12 protein-coding genes, 1 tRNA gene and 2 riboswitches are annotated in these 17436 nt (G+C 28.0%); of the genes, 9 read left to right on the top strand and 4 right to left on the bottom strand.

The features are described from left to right. The first annotated feature begins 100 nt into the window (after nucleotides 1-100). The 4 genes from JJC01_12325 to JJC01_12310 all read left to right on the top strand — a co-directional run bounded on the left by JJC01_12325 (nucleotide 101) and on the right by JJC01_12310 (nucleotide 3805). Nucleotides 101-1054: an iron chelate uptake ABC transporter family permease subunit gene (locus JJC01_12325; protein ID UDN56961.1), complete on the top strand. Its 954-nt coding sequence runs from the start codon at nucleotides 101-103 to the stop codon at nucleotides 1052-1054. Next, entirely contained in the window at nucleotides 1044-2000 is a 957-nt protein-coding gene (locus tag JJC01_12320) for an iron chelate uptake ABC transporter family permease subunit (GenBank protein ID UDN56960.1), read from the top strand. Before JJC01_12325 ends, JJC01_12320 begins: the two co-directional genes overlap by 11 nt. After that, nucleotides 1997-2752 carry an ATP-binding cassette domain-containing protein gene (locus JJC01_12315; GenBank protein ID UDN56959.1) on the top strand — a complete coding sequence of 252 codons (756 nt, stop codon included), beginning with the start codon at nucleotides 1997-1999 and terminating at the stop codon, nucleotides 2750-2752. Before JJC01_12320 ends, JJC01_12315 begins: the two co-directional genes overlap by 4 nt. Nucleotides 2753-2836: 84 nt before the next feature. Further along, nucleotides 2837-3805 carry an ABC transporter substrate-binding protein gene (locus tag JJC01_12310; protein UDN56958.1) on the top strand — a complete coding sequence of 323 codons (969 nt, stop codon included), beginning with the start codon at nucleotides 2837-2839 and terminating at the stop codon, nucleotides 3803-3805. A 133-nt stretch (nucleotides 3806-3938) separates the two neighbouring features. Here the strand turns inward: JJC01_12310 and JJC01_12305 are convergent, their stop codons facing one another. Beyond that, nucleotides 3939-4154, bottom strand: a complete 216-nt coding sequence (locus JJC01_12305; GenBank protein ID UDN60174.1) for a GntR family transcriptional regulator — start codon at nucleotides 4152-4154, stop codon at nucleotides 3939-3941. 984 nt (nucleotides 4155-5138) lie between these two features. Between JJC01_12305 and JJC01_12300 the strand changes: the two genes are divergently transcribed. Then, nucleotides 5139-6998: an EAL domain-containing protein gene (locus JJC01_12300; GenBank protein UDN56957.1), complete on the top strand. Its 1860-nt coding sequence runs from the start codon at nucleotides 5139-5141 to the stop codon at nucleotides 6996-6998. A gap of 298 nt (nucleotides 6999-7296) precedes the next feature. Here JJC01_12300 and JJC01_12295 read toward each other — a convergent pair whose 3' ends face one another. The 3 genes from JJC01_12295 to JJC01_12285 form a co-directional block, all read right to left on the bottom strand. Then, on the bottom strand, nucleotides 7297-7896 hold the full coding sequence (locus tag JJC01_12295) for a TerD family protein (GenBank protein ID UDN56956.1): 600 nt from the start codon (nucleotides 7894-7896) through the stop codon (nucleotides 7297-7299). A 102-nt stretch (nucleotides 7897-7998) separates the two neighbouring features. Then, nucleotides 7999-8796, bottom strand: coding sequence for a methionine-binding protein (locus JJC01_12290; protein UDN56955.1), 798 nt, complete (start codon nucleotides 8794-8796; stop codon nucleotides 7999-8001). A 113-nt stretch (nucleotides 8797-8909) separates the two neighbouring features. Next, a riboswitch (SAM riboswitch) is annotated at nucleotides 8910-9017 on the bottom strand. 90 nt (nucleotides 9018-9107) lie between these two features. Beyond that, the gene (locus tag JJC01_12285; protein UDN56954.1) at nucleotides 9108-10094 is read right to left on the bottom strand and encodes a lipoate--protein ligase; all 987 of its coding nucleotides are present in this window, start codon (nucleotides 10092-10094) and stop codon (nucleotides 9108-9110) included. A gap of 489 nt (nucleotides 10095-10583) precedes the next feature. Between JJC01_12285 and JJC01_12280 the strand changes: the two genes are divergently transcribed. The 4 genes from JJC01_12280 to gcvPB all read left to right on the top strand — a co-directional run bounded on the left by JJC01_12280 (nucleotide 10584) and on the right by gcvPB (nucleotide 17408). After that, the gene (locus JJC01_12280; GenBank protein ID UDN56953.1) at nucleotides 10584-12314 is read left to right on the top strand and encodes a Na+/H+ antiporter NhaC family protein; all 1731 of its coding nucleotides are present in this window, start codon (nucleotides 10584-10586) and stop codon (nucleotides 12312-12314) included. 111 nt (nucleotides 12315-12425) lie between these two features. After that, nucleotides 12426-12506 (top strand) — tRNA-Leu (locus JJC01_12275). Between the two features lie 658 nt (nucleotides 12507-13164). Then, nucleotides 13165-13269: riboswitch (glycine riboswitch) on the top strand. Nucleotides 13270-13476: 207 nt separating this feature from the next. Continuing rightward, the gene (gene gcvPA, locus JJC01_12270; GenBank protein ID UDN56952.1) at nucleotides 13477-15951 is read left to right on the top strand and encodes an aminomethyl-transferring glycine dehydrogenase subunit GcvPA; all 2475 of its coding nucleotides are present in this window, start codon (nucleotides 13477-13479) and stop codon (nucleotides 15949-15951) included. Further along, a complete protein-coding gene (gene gcvPB / locus JJC01_12265; protein UDN56951.1) occupies nucleotides 15951-17408 on the top strand; it encodes an aminomethyl-transferring glycine dehydrogenase subunit GcvPB in 1458 nt (485 codons plus the stop codon). Before gcvPA ends, gcvPB begins: the two co-directional genes overlap by 1 nt. The last annotated feature ends 28 nt before the right edge of the window (nucleotides 17409-17436 follow it).

The following is a 17436-nucleotide window of genomic DNA, read 5'->3' as shown; positions in this document are numbered from 1 at the left end:
ACAAATATATATACATATTGACAATGATAATTATTATTGATAAAATGTAAAAAGAAATGATAATAATTATCATTTTTAGTAAAAAAATTAAGGAGGGAGAATGAAAAAGAGATATTTAATTATAGGAATAATAATTTTATCTTATTTTTCCTTATTTATAGGAGCAGAAGATATAAACATAATGCATATATTTGCAAAAAATCAGCATAAACTTATGATATTTGTCATGAGTAGAATACCAAGATTAATAAGTATATTAATTGCAGGTATAGGAATGAGTATAGCAGGCCTTATAATGCAACAGATAAGTAAAAATAAATTTGTATCGCCTACTACAGGAGCAACAATAGATGCGGCTCAATTTGGTATAGTAATTTGTATGCTTTTAATACCAAGTGCATCGATTTTCACGAAGACCATAATAGCATTTATATTTTCTCTTATAGGAACATTTATGTTCATGAAAATAATAAGGAAGTTACAGTTTAAAAGTATAATATTCGTGCCATTAGTAGGTATAATGTTTGGAAATATAATAGGTTCTATGACTGATTTTATTTCATATAAATATGATTTGAGTCAAAATGTAAGTTCTTGGATGCAAGGTGACTTTTCTATGATACTTAAAGGAAATTATGAAATATTATACATAACAATACCTCTCATAATAGTAGCATATATTTATGCAAATAGATTTACTGTTGTTGGGATGGGGATGGATTTTGCAACTAACCTAGGTCTAAGTTATAAAAAAGTCGTTAATATAGGTTTAATAATAGTAGCTCTTGTTACAGTATGTGTAGTTGTTACTGCTGGTAATATACCTTTTATAGGTCTAATAGTTCCTAATATTGTATCTCTGTATATGGGTGACAATATAAGAGATAGTATATGGCATACGGGATTATTTGGGGCACTATTTGTACTTATATGTGATATTTTTGGAAGGCTTATCATTTATCCATATGAAATATCTATAGGGCTTACAGTTGGTGTTATAGGAAGTATACTATTCCTTTACTTAATACTAAGGAGGAATATAAATGAAGCTTAGTCTTAATAAAAAAATTTACTTAGTGACTGCATTACTCTTGATATCAATGGTACTTTTTTTAACCTATGGAATAGATATGAATAATCTAGATTATGCATTATCACAAAGAATACCAAAAATACTTGCAATGATACTTGGAGGAGGATGTATAGCATTTACTACAGTAGTATTTCAAACAATTACTAACAATCAGATATTAACACCAAGTGTGCTAGGGTTAGATTCCTTATATGTAATGATTCAAACTATAATAGTATTTATATTTGGAGCAACCAGTAATCTCATTACAAATGAAAATTATAATTTTATCATTAATGTTACTATAATGATTGTAGCTTCAATGTTATTGTATAGAGCATTGTTTGAAAGAAAAGAAAATAATATTTTCTTTTTAATCCTAGTAGGAATGGTATTTGGAACTCTATTTAAAAGTGCAACAACATTTATTCAAGTAATGATAGACCCTAATGAATTTCTAGCACTACAAACTAGCATAATGGCTAGTCTAAATAATATAAATACAAATGTCTTGTTAATTGCATTTATAATAGTTATTGCAACAATACCTTTTATATATGATGATATAAAATATTTAGATGTACTATCATTAGGTAGAGAGCAAGCAATTAATTTAGGTGTAGATTTTGATAAAGTAGTAAAAAAAATGATAATCCTAATAGCAATTTTAGTTTCAGTATCAACAGCACTTATTGGACCTATGACATTTTTAGGTCTTTTACTAGCCAACATAGCTAGAGAAGTTTTTAAAACATATAAACATACCTATTTAATTTTAGGTTCTATATTGCTAGGAATGATTACGTTAATAATAGGTCAATTTTTTATACAACATATATTCAAATTTGATACAACATTAAGTGTAGTAATAAATTTTATAGGAGGAATTTACTTTATCCAATTATTATTAAAGGGGGCAAATAGATGATAGAAATAAAAAATATATTTAAAAAATATAAAAATAAAAATGTTGTAGATAATGTTTCTTTTAATATAGAAAAAGGAAAAATAACATCTTTTATAGGTCCAAATGGGGCTGGTAAAAGCACTGTGTTATCAATAGTAACAAGACTTATAGGAGGTGATAGTGGAGAAGTATTGATAGAAGGAAAAAGCTTGAGTTCTTACAACAATAAAGAACTTGCAAAAAAAATAGCTATACTTAAACAATCTAATAATATAACTTTAAAACTCACAATAAGAGAATTAGTTGGCTTTGGAAGATTTCCATACAGTGAAGGAAATTTAACTCAAGAGGATGAAAAATATATTAATGAAGCAATAGAGTATATGAAATTAACTGATATACAAGACAAATATTTGGATGAATTAAGTGGAGGTCAAAGACAAAGAGCTTATATAGCAATGGTAATAGCCCAAAATACGGAGTACATATTACTTGATGAACCACTTAACAATTTGGATATGAATCATTCAGTACAAATGATGAAGGTACTTAGAAGTCTTTGTGATGAGTTAGGTAAGACTATAGTGTTGGTCATGCATGATATAAATTTTGCTTCATGCTATTCAGATAATATAGTTGCACTTAAAAATGGAAAAATTGAAAAGGTAGGTCGTACAGATGAAATAGTTAATGAAAAAGTTTTAGGAGATATTTACGAAATGAACTTTGACATTAAGCATATAAATGGAAATAGAATATGTGTTTATTTTTAAAACACTATAGATAAAAATCTATGAATTTTCTAATCAAAATTTAAACTAAGACAAGTATTAATAAAAAATGAGGGAGACATTAAGATGAATAAAAAAGCAGCAATAATAGCAACCGTGGCTATAGTAGGATTAGTAGCAGTATTTGCATTAGGTGGGAGTAAAAAAAGTGATAAGAAAACATTAGATGCTTCAAATGCTACTATAAAAATAACTCATAGCTTAGGAGAAACAGATGTAAAGTTGAAGCCTAAAAAAGTAGTAGTATTTGATTATTCAGCACTAGATACAATGGATGCACTAGGTGTAAGTGAGAGTTTAGTAGGACTTCCAAAATCAAGCTTACCAGTATCTTTAGAAAAGTATAAAGATGAAAAATATGCAGATTTAGGTGGATTAAAAGAACCAGATTTAGAAAGTATAAAATCAACAAATCCAGATTTAATCATAATAAATGGAAGACAAGAAGATTTTTATGAGCAATTATCTAAGATTGCACCAACAATAAGTACAAGTAAAGATGATAAGAAGTATTTAGAATCTGTCAAAAATAATATAAATAAAATAGCTAAAATATTTGGAGTAGAAGAGAAGGCTAATCAAGAATTTGTTAAAATTGAAAAGAAAATAGAAGTTTTAAATAAAAAAGTAACAGAAAAAGACTTAAATGCTTTAACTCTTATGGTAAATGAGGGGAATTTAAGTGTATTTGGTGAAGAGTCTAGATTTAGCATATTATATAATAGTTTTGGATTTAAGAATAAAGATAAAAATATAAAGGAATCAAGTCATGGTCAAAATATTACTTTTGAATATGTAGCTAAACAAAATCCAGATATTATGTTTGTTATAGATAGAGGTATAGCTACTGGTAGTGATGTGAAAGCTGGTTTAACAGCTAAATCTGTTCTAAACAATGACGTAATAAAGTCTATGGATGCTTATAAAAATGATAATATAATATACTTAGATGCACCAACATGGTATGTAAATGATGGTGGTCTTACATCTTTAAATAAGATGATAGATGATGCTTCAAAAGCAGTTAATAAGTAAGTCTATTTTTTATGGCAAATGTGTTTTATATAATGATTATGTAATCAGCCACCTTAAAGTGGCTGATTTTTTTTGATTTAAATACTTCTGTGGACGAGTTTTGTAGACTTGTATAAATCTATAACAGTTTCCTTTATTGCTGAAAAGTAATTAATTGAATACTTTTTTGAATTTCTTCATCTTGTTCAGAGATGATAATAGAAGTTAGTTTAACTCTAATTGAAATATAGCCAGCATCTTGTATTTTTGATAGAGCAGTACGAGCTGTTTGTGGTGCAACTCTAAATTGCTTGCAAATTGTTTCAATAGATGGTAGAGTTTGCCCTTTTTTATAATGTCCAAATAATATACTCTATACATAGTATTCATAAATTAAATAATACAAGCCATATTCGTGTTTCAAAGTATTTACACTTCCTATTATTATACAACTTATTTGATGAATCTTATTTTATCATTCTATGTTTAAGGTTTAAGAAAACTAGCTAGAACTTGCGGTTTATTAGTTATTTTGATACAATTAATCTAATACATACATGAACAAGGTTATGTTATTATATTAATAATTCAATGGATATATATTTATTATATAATCTCTCAGGAGTGGTTTAAATATTAAAATAAAATCTTCTAAAAAAACGTTTTTCTATTTTTGTTACTAATTATTGATTTTATCCGTATAAAACCTCCAGCATATGCACTAAAGAAAGAATGTAGAAATTGATTAAACAGACCCTTATTTCTCAACTAGTTTACATAAAAAATACTTTGCACAACAAAACTTGAAAAACATTTACAAGTGTATGGACTTATGAGTGATTATTTTATTAAGTATGATTATAAAAAACACATTGATATTTTCAATACCACCTACAAAGGAGAATGAACAACCTAGATTAATAACAATGAAAAAAAGGAAAAAGGTCACGATAGATTTTAGATTGCAGATTTTGAATAAAAATAAACAAACATTAAACTTGCAATAGCTATTATGATTATAGTATTTATATAGGTTCTAAAGTTTGTTAACAGAAACTAAACCTAGACCTATTGGAAAATTTGAAAAAATGATGATTTACAAAAATATGCAATGTCAAAAATAAACTATGTAGAATAAAATCTTCTATATTTTAAGTAATAAGAGAGTTTTATTAAGGTTTAATACACGTTATTTGAGAAAATGATTATACAATATTTTACTAAGTTGGTTATTAAAAATGTTTAGAAAATTTATTGAAGAAATCATATTAATTATTTATAACATATAAAAACCTAGTTAGCATAATTGTAGAATATCTGATAAACGTGAAAACATAGGGGATAGAGGTATTTTATGAAGAGATTTTTAAAGATAACTATCTTAGTTTTATTTGTTTTATTAATTTCTATAAGTTACATTTCTGTTCAATTAATTCACAACATTGGAGATTATGGAAAGTTGATTAATTATGTTGGTATTGTTCGTGGAGCGAGTCAACGTCTAACTAAATTAGAAATGAATTTTCAACCAAATGATGAACTAGTAGAATATATCGATGAAATTTTACATGAATTAAATACAGGACATGGAAAATATGGTCTAGTAGTCACTGATTGTAAAAAATATAACGAGTATTTATCTTTATTAGAAAGAAAATGGGAAAATTTAAATATTGAAATTAAAAAAGTAAGGATGGAAGAAGATAGTAGTCAGTTACTACAAACAAGTGAAGAATTTTTTAAGATTGCAAATGACACAGTATTTGAGATAGAACATTATTCGAAAGAAAAAAGCGATTACTTAATGACTTTAATAATTATAATATCAATTGTAGGTATAGTAGCATGGATTATATTGATTATGCAGTACAATAGAAGATTAATTAGACTTGAAAAATTAAATGTAGATTTAAAAAATATTGCATATAAAGATGAACTTACAGGAGCAAATACTATAGACAAGTTTAAGTTGGATGCAGAACAGTATATTTATAAACATAAAGACAAGAAATTTGCTATATTTTATATCGATTTTGAAAATTTTAAGTATATCAATGATATATTTGGATACGATTATGGGGACATGATATTAAAACGCTATTCTAATTTCATGATGGATGATATTGGAAAATATGAAACATTTGCAAGAGAGATTGCAGATAGATTTGTTGCATTAAGATGTTATGTAGATAAGGAAGCTTTACTAAGAAGACAACAAATTGTAGATGATAAGTTGATTAACATTACAGATGAAATTAAAAATAAATATAGTATTACTATTGTCAGTGGAATTTGTTGTATTGAAGATGTGAATGAAAAATTAAATATAGATGACTTGATAAATCGTGCAAATTTTGCACAAAAGACTGTCAAGAATAAACCTGGTACTAAGTATGCTTTCTATAATGAAAATATTCGCAAAAAAATGATTGAAGAAAATACCATTAAGAGTAGAATACATGAAGCACTCGATAGAAGAGAATTTGTTGTTTATTTTCAACCTAAAGTTAATTTACATAATCAAAAAATAGATTGTGCAGAAGCTTTAGTACGTTGGATGACACCAGACAAATGTGTGATATCTCCAGCGATATTTATTCCAATATTAGAAAAGGAATTTTTTATTAGCTTAGTAGACCAATATGTATTTGAAGAGGTATGCAGATGGATTAGAAAGAGATTAGATGAAAATGAACAAGTTGTTCCCATCTCAGTTAATGTTTCTAAGATTCAATTTTATAATGCTAAGTTTGTAGAAACTTATTCGCGTATACAAAATAAATATAATATACCTAAAAATACTATAGAAATTGAATTTACAGAAAGTGTTGCTTTTGAAAATCAAGAGCATCTTTTAGAAATTGTACATGACCTACATGAAAGTGGCTTTACTTGTTCTTTGGATGATTTTGGAAAAGGATACTCGTCTCTAAGTGTTTTGAAGGATTTACCATTTGATGTTTTAAAGCTTGACTCAATGTTTTTTAAAGAAAGTTTAAATAAAGAAAAAGAGAAGATAGTAATAAAAAATATTATACATATGATAAAAGAGTTAAATATTATAACTGTTGCTGAAGGTATTGAATATAAAGAACAGGTTGAGTTTCTTAAAGAGATTGGGTGTGATTTGGTTCAAGGGTTTGTCTTTTATAAACCAATGCCAATATTAGACTTTGAAAAAATATTAGATGAAGAAACTGTTTATAGTTTATAATAGTTAAAGTATATTTTAATATATACTAATCTAATAAAGTGCTTATAATATAAGTGCTTTATTAATTTTGTTAAATATTTAAAATGTACAGTGATACAAATATTGAGAATAACATCAATACATAATATACAATTTTATTTAAATAATTACATGAAAACTATAAATTCTTATAAGGTTTTATGTGAGGTGTAAATAATATAAAGTTATGTTTTAGAGAAGATGAACTTATTGATAGTGTTGATAGTGAATACATAAATAAAGACTATAAGTAGATTTACTTATAGTCTCTTAAACATTGTTATTTTTTCCCTGCAACCCATTTTAAGCCCCAGTTAAATTCATTATCCATTTCTCTATGTCCTTTAAAGTATTTAACTACTTTTTCAACACTAAATGTTTCATCATTTACATTTTCTATTAATGCTATTGAACACATATTATAGCCATTTTTATGCTCATCAAGCTTAACCACTAAATCAGAATCTTGTTTTTGTTTAATAGTTACAACTCCGTCAGCTTCTGACCAATTAGCCACACCTTCATAAATAAAAGCATAAATCAATATTCTTTTTATTTCTTTTATCTTGTTACCATTGATTCTTATATTTTCGCCTTGTGTATTGCTTCCTGTTCGGTCATCTCCATCTAGTTGAGCAAAAGGAGGATGTTCTAAATTGCCAAAGGAATTGCCTAACGCTTGAACAGCACCTTTTACACCATTTTTCATTTCAAACAAGCAACCTAAATCTAAATCTATATTACTATTTCTTAGAGCTCCAAAAAAGCCCTTTTTTTGTACTTTTTGATTCCAATTTAGATTAACTAAAATCTCACCTAAATCGGTATTTTCTTTTTTTGTAAGATTTATTTTTTGTCCTTTTTTCAATTCTATAGCCATAGTAATCTTCCTCCACAAACATAGATTTACTTAAATGGTAGCACTTAACAAGTCAATATTCAACAAGATTACAATAATAATATTAAAATTATACTAATTCTACTAAAAAACAGGAATTACAATTCCTTTGTATTTTTCTTCAATTAAGTTTCTTGCTTTATCTGATGTAAGAACTTCTTGTAGAACTTTAATTTTTTCACTATCTTTATCTTCACTTCTAAATGCTAAAAGATTAGCATATTCATCATTTACCGGTGCTGTGTAGATTCCATTTTTCTTAGCATCAAGACCAGCAGGTACTGCGTAAGTAGTGTCTATAAATGCAGCAGTTACATCTGGAAGAGAAGATGGTATTTGAGCAATATCTAATTCTTTGAATTGTATGCCCTTTGGATTTTCAATTATATCTTTAGGACTAACTAAATTATTTTCTTTAGGTAAAGTTAAAAGTCCTATACTTTCAAGATATCTAAGGTCTTTAGAACAAGAAGATGGATTGTTGCTTATTGCAATTGTATCTCCCTTTTTAAATTCATCAACAGATTTTATTTTGTAAGAGTAAAGTATCGCTGGGCATACATATAGTTTAGTTCCTGCCATTATTTTATAACCTTTAGCTTTAACAGCTTCTTTTAGATAAGGTTCATGTTGAAATAGATTTGCATCAATTTCGCCATTATTTAAAGCTTCATTTGGAAGTATGTAATCGTCAAAGTTCTTAACTTCTAAAGTATAACCTTTTTCTTCAATCAGTGGTTTTAGTTCCTCTAACAACTCTCCACCTGGAACTAAAGTAGCACCAACAACAATTTTTTTATCGTCTTTAGATTTTGAACATCCAACTACAGATAAAGTAAATACTAGACATAATAACAAGCTTAATAATTTTTTGAATTTCATAAAAATTCCCTCCTGAATATAATTGATTAGTTAAAAATAAAATACCCTCTTTTTATCACATCGTGAAAATAAAATAAGCCTGAGTGTAAACTCAGGCTTTAAAAGCTAATTTAAACTCATCTTTCAGTACAATACTGCAGGATTTAGCACCAATGTATATTAAAAAATATACTGGTTGCTGGGTTTCACAGGGCCAGTCCCTTCACCACTCTGGATAAGAAGTATTAATTTTTAATTATGTTATACATATTAGCATGATTTTTTGTATCTGTAAACATAATTTTATAAATATTTTAAAGTTTTTGTTATTTCTATTTAACACCCAAAATTCCAGAAACTAAAATATTAGTATCAGCACCCAAGAAATAGTCATTTATTTCAATATCATCTAAAATAGCTCTCAATGAATTCTCCTCATGCTTTGTACCAATAAGTTTATCTTCTACAAAAGATACATCACACTTCCCAAAGAAATCTCCAAAAAACTTTATACTAGTTATTATACCTTTATCAACATTTAAATTAAATTCTACATTTCCACCAGCATATTTTAATTCATTTGAAAGAGAGTATTTTGGTGAATTACCAAAATTCCAATCCCAAGTTTCATATTTTGATTTAGTAAGTTTTTCTATTTCTTCTATGTCATATTTACTTAGAGAGTAATTTGTATTACCAGTATTTGTTGAAGAAAGATAATTCATTATAGCATCTTTAAACTCAAGTATATCCATATCAGACTGTAAATGTTCGCTTATATTGGTTACACGAGACTTTACAGATTTTATGCCTTTACCTTCAAACTTTATGGGTTTTACTTTTAGTGCATTTGAAAGGTCATTTATTTCAGATGAAAATAAAAGTGTCCCATGATGCATCACTTTATTTTTATAGTTATGTTGAGCATTTCCAGAGAATTTTTTACCTTCTATAAGAAGGTCATTTCTTCCAGAAAACTCAGCATTGACATCTAAGGTTTTAAGCAAGTCTATTATTGGTTGAGTGAATCTTCTGAAATCACTAAAGCTATTATTATTACAAGCTATAAATGTAAAGTTTATATTTCCTAAATCATGAAATACAGCTCCTCCACCAGATTGTCTTCTAACAACTGGTATTGAATGTTCTTTTATATATTCTAAGTTTATTTCAGAAAGTGTATTTTGATTTTTTCCAACGATTATAGAAGGTTCATTTCTCCATAAAATAAATAAATCTTCGTCAAAGTTTTTAAGTAGATATTCTTCCATTGCTAAATTAAAATAAGGGTTTGTTTTTTCATTGTAAATTAATAACATTAAAGTAATTCCTCCATATAATTGATAAAATTTTTTTAGCTGATTTTAGTACAATTATTTTTATAATTCGACAATAATATAAAAAATCCTTTAAAGTAAAATTTTTAAAACTTCCTTGCAAATTTTAAATAAATAATATATACTCAAAATATATTTAATAAAAGTGAATAAAAGGGTAGAGGCGCAATAATCTATCAGTACCAATAAGGAGTTAAGCACAAAGAATTATTGGGAAAGGGGATATTGCCGAAGTTTTATAATCGATGCTTTAAGATTATATTGCTGGGGGTACATAAAATATATGTACAACTGTCACAGGTTTATTTGTGGTGAGCTATCATTTAAGGAATTATATTATATTTGTTTTTAGTATTATCAATGTATTGTAATGTTTAAGCCTTGAGTGTTTACCACTCAAGGCTTTTTTATTTTATCATAACCCATAATACCCTATATAATTCACAAAATTAAAAAGAGAGGGAGATTTATATGAGAAATAAAAAATTTAACATTATTTTTCTGACGACAATTATGTTTATAATGTCAACTGTAATGGTATTTGCAGAGGAAGATATAGATACAATTGCACTGGCTAACGCAGAAAAATTTGGAATTTTAACTTTAATACCACCATTAGTTGCTATAATACTTGCATTTATAACTAAAAATGTAATAATTTCTTTATTGCTAGGAATTCTTTCTGGAAGTTTTATAATTCAAGTCAGTGGAGTTAATGTATTTGCTGCATTTATACAAGCGTTTTTAGACTTAGTAGATAGAGCTTTAGTATCTCTGTCAGACCCCTGGAATGCAGGGATAATACTACAAGTCTTAGCAATTGGGGGAGTAATAAATCTTGTTGCCAAGATGGGTGGTGCTAAGGCTATAGCTGAAGCACTTGCAAAGAGAGCAAAATCAGCTAAAGGTACACAGATTATAACTTGGTTTTTAGGTCTTTTAGTTTTCTTTGATGATTATGCTAATTCATTAATTGTAGGACCTATGATGAGACCAGTTGCAGATAAAATGAAAATATCAAGAGAAAAATTAGCATTTATAATAGATGCTACAGCAGCACCAGTTGCTGGGCTTGCTATAATATCTACATGGATAGGTCTTGAAGTTGGTTTGATACATGATGCTTTTGAAAGTATAAGTGTAGATGTTGATGCATTTGGCATATTTTTAAATACAATACCATTTAGATTTTATAACATATTAATATTAGCATTTATTGTAATTTCAGCGTTATTATTAAAAGAATTTGGACCAATGAGAAAAGCTGAAATAAAATCTAGAAGTAGAAAAATTGGTACAGACCTTGATGAAGGTGTTGAAGAGTTGGATGATTTAGCTCCAAAAGATGGAGTGAAATTAAGTGTATGGAATGCTATAATTCCAATAGGTACATTAATAGTAGTTGCACTAGCATCATTCTATTATAGTGGATATACATCTATAATGGGAGGAGAAGATAAGACTTTAATACAATTATTTACAAATTCGCCATATTCTTTTGAAGCAATCAAAGAAGCGTTTAGTGCATCTGATGCATCTAGAGCATTATTCCAATCTGCATTAGTTGCAAGTTTAGTTGCTATTATAATGGCTGTAGTTAAGAAGATTTTTACAGTATCAGAAGCAATTGATGTTTGGATAGATGGTATGAAAAGTTTAGTAATCACTGGTGTAATATTAATACTTGCTTGGTCATTAAGTTCAGTAATAAAAGAGTTAGGTACAGCTAAATTCTTGATACATTTATTATCAGGTTCACTGCCTCCATTCTTACTACCAAGTTTAATATTTGGATTAGGAGCAATAATATCTTTTGCTACTGGAACTGCTTATGGAACAATGGGTATACTTATGCCACTTGCGATACCACTTGCATATTCACTAAATCCTGACATGTCTTATGTAATAGTAAGCACAAGTGCAGTTTTAACAGGTGCAATATTTGGAGACCATTGTTCTCCAATTTCAGATACAACAATACTTTCTTCAATGGGAGCTGGATGTAATCATATAGACCATGTTAATACTCAAATGCCATATGCTATATTTACAGCAGTAATTACTATTGTATTTGGATATATACCAGCTGGATTTGGATTGCCAATATATATAGTATTGCCAGTTGCTATAGCAGCTGTATTTGTAGGTCTTCAAATTATAGGTAAGAGAGTAGATGAAGCAGAAATAGAACTTGCAGAATAAGGCTGTAAATGAATTTTACCTTTTATTATCATTATTTTGTTTATTTTTAGATAATTTAAAAAAGTTATTGAAAATAATAGCGAAATATAGTAAAATAAAAGAGTAATATAAGCGGATGTGGCGGAATTGGCAGACGCACTAGACTTAGGATCTAGCGCCATTGGCGTGGGGGTTCGACTCCCTTCATCCGCACTTTACAGTACTTAGTTGTGCTGAAAAAAAACTGGGGTTGCTGGCTTTCGGAGTGGGCTATCCCGTTTTTATTTTTTGATAAATAACTATATTAAATTAATAGGGATACCTAATGATAGGAATTTGCTATATTGTTATTTTTAGAAAACTTGTAAAAAAGCTCAATAAGTTCTTTTTGTTATACAAAAATAAAATTACATATACAACATTTAAAATGTATGTAAATAAAGGTATAAAATTTTATAGCAATGTATTTTAAAAGTATAAAATGATTAAAATTTTAAGAAATATTCAAATCACATAACCATTCAATAGTTGTAATTCTATTAAAAATATTCTATTTTAAAAATCTTATTTTTCACAAGTTTAAAATTGTAAACGATTTCATCAAGTGTATGAATATACTTTTAACATGTTATAGTAAATCTCGATACAAATTTACATTTGGTTCTTTGTGTGTTATTTTAATAATAAATTAAGTGAAAATGTTATTTTGCATTAATATATAATATGTTTGCAGAAGAGTGAATAATATAAAAGAGAAATAATTGATAATAAAAACTTAACAAAAAAATTAATACATAAAAAAAAATAAATATAATGTGTTGACATTTGATTTAAATATTCATAAAATAAAATTGAAAATAAATATTTCCAAGTGAGATTAGCGAGAGAGACCTTTATACAAAAAGGCGCCGAAGAAGAAATTTAAGAAATGCCAATTCTTAGAGAAGCTTTCAGGCAAAGATATCGCTAATTGATGGGACTCTGGAGAGACTTAAGTTAAATACTATAAGTCACCGAAGAAGCAGAATAATATTAAATTATTAAATCTTTCAGGTATACAAACAGGGATATATAGGCTAGGATTATTTCCTATGCTTATATATTTTTTTTTATGGGAAAATACAGGACATAATGGCGAAGTTGCTTAAATAGAATAAGTTTAGTTTTATAGGGAGGGTTATATATGAATGAATTAAAAAGAGTACCTTTGTATAATACACACAAAGAGCTTGGTGCAAAGCTTGTTGAATTTGCTGGTTGGGAAATGCCTTTAGAATATGAAGGAATAAACAAAGAGCATGAAATGGTTAGAAAAAGTGCAGGTATATTTGATGTATCTCACATGGGAGAGATAGAAGTAAAAGGAGTAGAATCAGAAAAATTTATACAAAATCTAGTTACGAATGATATAAGTGTATTAAAAGTCAATGACATCATATATACACCTATGTGCTATGAAAATGGTGGAGTAGTTGATGATTTATTAATATATAAGTTTGGGGAAGAAGATTATTTGTTAGTAATAAATGCAGGAAATATAGACAAAGATGTTGCATGGATAATGAAGCAAAGTGAAGGGTATAAAGTAAATATAAAAAATATATCTAATGAAGTTTGTCAATTAGCAGTTCAAGGACCTAAAGCAGAAAAAATTCTTCAAAAAATCACGGACATAAATTTAGAATCAATAAAATTTTATAAGTCAATGCCAAAAATAAAAGTATCTGGATACTCTTGTTTAGTTTCAAGAACAGGATATACTGGAGAAGATGGTTTTGAAATATATTGCAAAAATGAACATATAAAAGCAATTTGGGATGAAGTCCTGAAAGTTGGAGGAGAAGATATATGTCCAGCTGGTCTAGGTTGTAGAGATACTTTAAGATTTGAAGCAGCTCTACCTCTATATGGACATGAGATAAATGAACACATATCTCCACTTGAAGGAGGATTATCTGTTTTTGTAAAAGTAAATAAGGAATCATTTATTGGCAAATCAATCTTAGCAGAAGAAAAAGAAAATGGGATTAAAAGAAAATTAGTAGGATTTGAAATGCAAGGTAAAGGGATGCCTAGAAATGGATATGATATAAAAGTTGGAAATAAAACAGTTGGTTTTGTAACTACTGGGTGTGCATCTCCAACAACAGGAAAAATCTTAGGAATGGGAATTATAGATGCTGAATATGCAAAAGCAGGAAATGAAATAGGTATAGCAATTAGAAAAAAAGTTGTTCCTGCTATAACAGTTAAGAAGCCTTTTTATAAAAAACAATATAAAAAAGATAATGTTGTAGTAAATAAAGAAAATAAATTTTCATATATACCTGCCACAAATGAAGATAAGGAAAAAATGTTAAAAGTAGTTGGATTAAACTCAGTTGATGAATTATTTTCAGATATACCAGATGAACTAAAATTAAAAAGAGATTTAAATCTAGATAGTGGAAAATCTGAATTGGAAGTTAGTAAAATAGTAAAAAGATTGTCAGAGGAAAATTTAAGTCTAGAAGATTTAACTTGTTTTCTTGGAGCTGGTGCATACGACCATTATATACCATCAATTATAAAGCATATAACTTCAAGGTCCGAATTTTATACAGCATATACTCCATATCAAGCAGAAATAAGTCAAGGAACTTTGCAAGTAGTGTTTGAGTTCCAATCTATGATTGCAGAAATTACTGGTATGGAAATTGCAAATGCATCAATGTATGATGGAGCGACTGCTGCAATAGAAGCATGTATAATGGCAATGAATCAAACTAGAAAAAGTAAAATAGTAGTATCAAAAACTACACATCCAGAAACTTTATCAGTACTAAAAACTTATTTACAATATAAAGATTGTGAAATAGTAGAAATTGATTTTTGTAATGAATATGGAACTACAGATATAGAAAAATTAAGAACTTCTGTAGATAAAGATACAGCATGTGTCCTTATACAAACTCCTAACTTCTTTGGGATTATTGAAGAGATGGAAGAAATAGAAAAAATAACTCATGAAAATAAAGCCATGTTAATTATGAGTGTTGACCCAATATCATTAGGTGTTTTAAAAACACCAGGTGAAATAGGAGCAGATATTGTTGTTGGAGAAGCTCAATCACTAGGAAATCCTCTTAATTTTGGAGGTCCTTATGTAGGATTTTTGGCTAGTAAATCTAAATATACAAGAAAAATGCCTGGAAGAATAGTTGGGCAAAGTTTAGATACAGAAGGGAAAATTGCATATGTATTAACTTTACAAACTAGAGAGCAACATGTAAGAAGAGAAAAAGCAACTTCTAATATATGTTCAAATCAAGCTCTAAATGCTCTTGTAGCATCAATATACATGGCTACTATGGGTAAAGAAGGATTTAAAGAAGTTGGTATGCAATCAATGAAAAAAGCACACTATGCTTATAATAAACTTGTGCAAACAGGAAAATACAGACCTATATTTAAAGGCAGATTTTTTAAAGAATTTGCAGTACAAGGAAATTATAATATAGACACTATAAACGATAAACTTTTAGAAGAAAATATATTAGGTGGTTATAATTTAGAACACAATTATCCAGAATTAAAAAATTCAACTTTACTTTGTGTAACTGAAAAAAGAAGTAAAAATGAAATAGATAAGTTAGTTGGAATAATGGAGGGGTTATAATGAAAGAATATAATAGTTTGTTGATAGATATATCTAAAAAAGGTAGAAAAGCATACTCACTTCCAGAATTAGATATAGATGATATAAAAATAGAAGATATGATTGACCCAACTATGGCTAGACAAAATGAATTAAACTTACCAGAAGTTGGTGAATTAGAATTAGTTAGACATTATACTTTATTGTCAAATAAGAATTTTGGTGTTGATACTGGGTTTTATCCTTTAGGTTCTTGTACAATGAAATATAACCCTAAAATTAATGAAGATATGGCAGCACTTCCAAACTTTACTGGAATGCATCCATATCAATCTTCAGATACAGCACAAGGGTCTCTTGCTCTTATGTATGATTTATCAAATAAACTTGCAGAAATTACAGGTATGGATGAAGTGACACTTCAACCTTCAGCAGGTTCACATGGTGAATTTACAGGTCTTATGCTTATAAAAGCGTATCATGAAAATAGAGGAGACTATAAAAGAACTAAAGTAATAATTCCAGATTCTGCACATGGAACAAATCCAGCAAGTGCAGCTATGGCGAATTTTGATGTAATTCAAATAACGTCTGATAAAAATGGTGCTGTAGATATAGATGCATTAAAAGAAGTTTTAAATGGTGAAGTAGCAGCCCTTATGCTTACTAATCCGAGTACTCTTGGGCTATTTGAAAAAAATATAAAAGAAATAGCTGACCTTGTACATGAAGCAGGTGGTCTTTTGTATTATGATGGTGCAAACATGAATGCTATTATGGGAATAACAAGACCAGGAGATATGGGATTTGATGTAGTCCATCTTAATCTTCATAAGACATTTTCAACTCCTCATGGTGGCGGTGGTCCAGGGGCTGGACCTGTTGGAGCAAAAAAAGAGTTAGTGTCTTTTTTACCAATTCCAATAATCGAAAAACAAGAAGATAAATATGTATTAAACTATGATAGACCAAAGTCTATTGGAAAAATTAAAAATTTCTATGGAAATTTTGGAGTCCTTGTAAGAGCTTACACATATATATTGACAATGGGAAGAGATGGACTTAAAGAAGCTAGTGAAATGGCAGTTCTAAATGCTAATTATATAAAAGAAAGTATAAAAGATGATTATATTTTACCAATAGACACTTTATGTAAACATGAGTTTGTATTAGGTGGATTACCAAGAGGAGAAGCAAATATAAAAACTATTGATATAGCAAAGAGATTGTTGGATTATGAATATCATCCTCCAACAATGTATTTCCCTCTTATTATAAATGAAGCACTTATGATAGAGCCTACAGAAAGTGAGAGTATAGAAACATTAGATAGTTTTATTGAAGCTATGAAGAATGTCGCCAAAGAAGCTAAGGAAGAGCCAGAATTACTAAAAACTGCTCCACATAATACTTTAGTTAAAAGAGTTGATGATGCAAGAGCAGTGAAAAAGCCTATATTAACATGGTCACAAAGATAAGTAATTAAAATAATAAATAATTTAAATA

Source organism: Clostridioides sp. ES-S-0010-02, assembly GCA_020641055.1.
Lineage (GTDB): Bacteria > Bacillota > Clostridia > Peptostreptococcales > Peptostreptococcaceae > Clostridioides.
Note: the sequence above shows the minus strand (reverse complement) of the source record. Positions and strands in the feature narration are given on the sequence as shown.

Coding starts and splice junctions, on each gene's coding strand:
- gcvPB (UDN56951.1), top strand. CDS start 15,951: ATGAAAGAATATAATAGTTTGTTGATAGATATATCTAAAAAAGGTAGA.
- JJC01_12315 (UDN56959.1), top strand. CDS start 1,997: ATGATAGAAATAAAAAATATATTTAAAAAATATAAAAATAAAAATGTT.
- JJC01_12290 (UDN56955.1), bottom strand. CDS start 8,796: ATGAAATTCAAAAAATTATTAAGCTTGTTATTATGTCTAGTATTTACT.
- JJC01_12280 (UDN56953.1), top strand. CDS start 10,584: ATGAGAAATAAAAAATTTAACATTATTTTTCTGACGACAATTATGTTT.
- gcvPA (UDN56952.1), top strand. CDS start 13,477: ATGAATGAATTAAAAAGAGTACCTTTGTATAATACACACAAAGAGCTT.
- JJC01_12310 (UDN56958.1), top strand. CDS start 2,837: ATGAATAAAAAAGCAGCAATAATAGCAACCGTGGCTATAGTAGGATTA.
- JJC01_12295 (UDN56956.1), bottom strand. CDS start 7,896: ATGGCTATAGAATTGAAAAAAGGACAAAAAATAAATCTTACAAAAAAA.
- JJC01_12285 (UDN56954.1), bottom strand. CDS start 10,094: ATGTTATTAATTTACAATGAAAAAACAAACCCTTATTTTAATTTAGCA.
- JJC01_12325 (UDN56961.1), top strand. CDS start 101: ATGAAAAAGAGATATTTAATTATAGGAATAATAATTTTATCTTATTTT.
- JJC01_12300 (UDN56957.1), top strand. CDS start 5,139: ATGAAGAGATTTTTAAAGATAACTATCTTAGTTTTATTTGTTTTATTA.
- JJC01_12320 (UDN56960.1), top strand. CDS start 1,044: ATGAAGCTTAGTCTTAATAAAAAAATTTACTTAGTGACTGCATTACTC.